This window comes from Streptomyces sp. SID13726 (assembly GCF_010548375.1).
Taxonomy (GTDB): Bacteria; Actinomycetota; Actinomycetes; order Streptomycetales; family Streptomycetaceae; genus Streptomyces.
The window spans coordinates 1-447 of the sequence record NZ_JAAGLY010000425.1 but is presented as its reverse complement, the minus strand read 5'-3'; the positions used below and the strand labels follow the sequence as shown (position 1 = coordinate 447).

1 protein-coding gene is annotated in these 447 nt (G+C 73.4%); it reads right to left on the bottom strand.

The features are described 5' to 3' along the window. The coding region (locus G3I78_RS48410; RefSeq protein ID WP_164437004.1) for a ubiquinone/menaquinone biosynthesis methyltransferase at nucleotides 1–447 on the bottom strand (447 nt) is incomplete at both ends.

The following is a 447-nucleotide window of genomic DNA, read 5'->3' as shown; positions in this document are numbered from 1 at the left end:
CCCGGAACGGCGCCCACGTCGGGGTCGAGAACTCGCAGATCACGACGGGCCCGCCCGGCCGCACGACGCGCAGCATCTCGCGCAGCGCCCCCTCGGTGTCGACTACGTTGCGCAGGCCGAACGAGATCGTCACGGCGTCGAACGTCCCGTCCGCGAACGGCAGGCGCGTCGCGTCGCCGGCGACGAACGGGAGGTCGGGCCGGCGCTCCTTGCCGACCTGGAGCATGCCGAGCGAGAAGTCGCAGGGCACGACGCGCACCCCGTCGTCGGCGAACGGCTCGGACGACGTCCCGGTCCCGGCCGCGAGGTCGAGGACCTTCTCCCCCGGCAGCGCGCCGACCGCGCGCACCGTCGCCCGGCGCCAGGCACGGTCCTGGCCGAACGACATGATGTCGTTCGTGAGGTCGTAGCGCGAGGCGATCCCGTCGAACATCGACGCGACCTCGG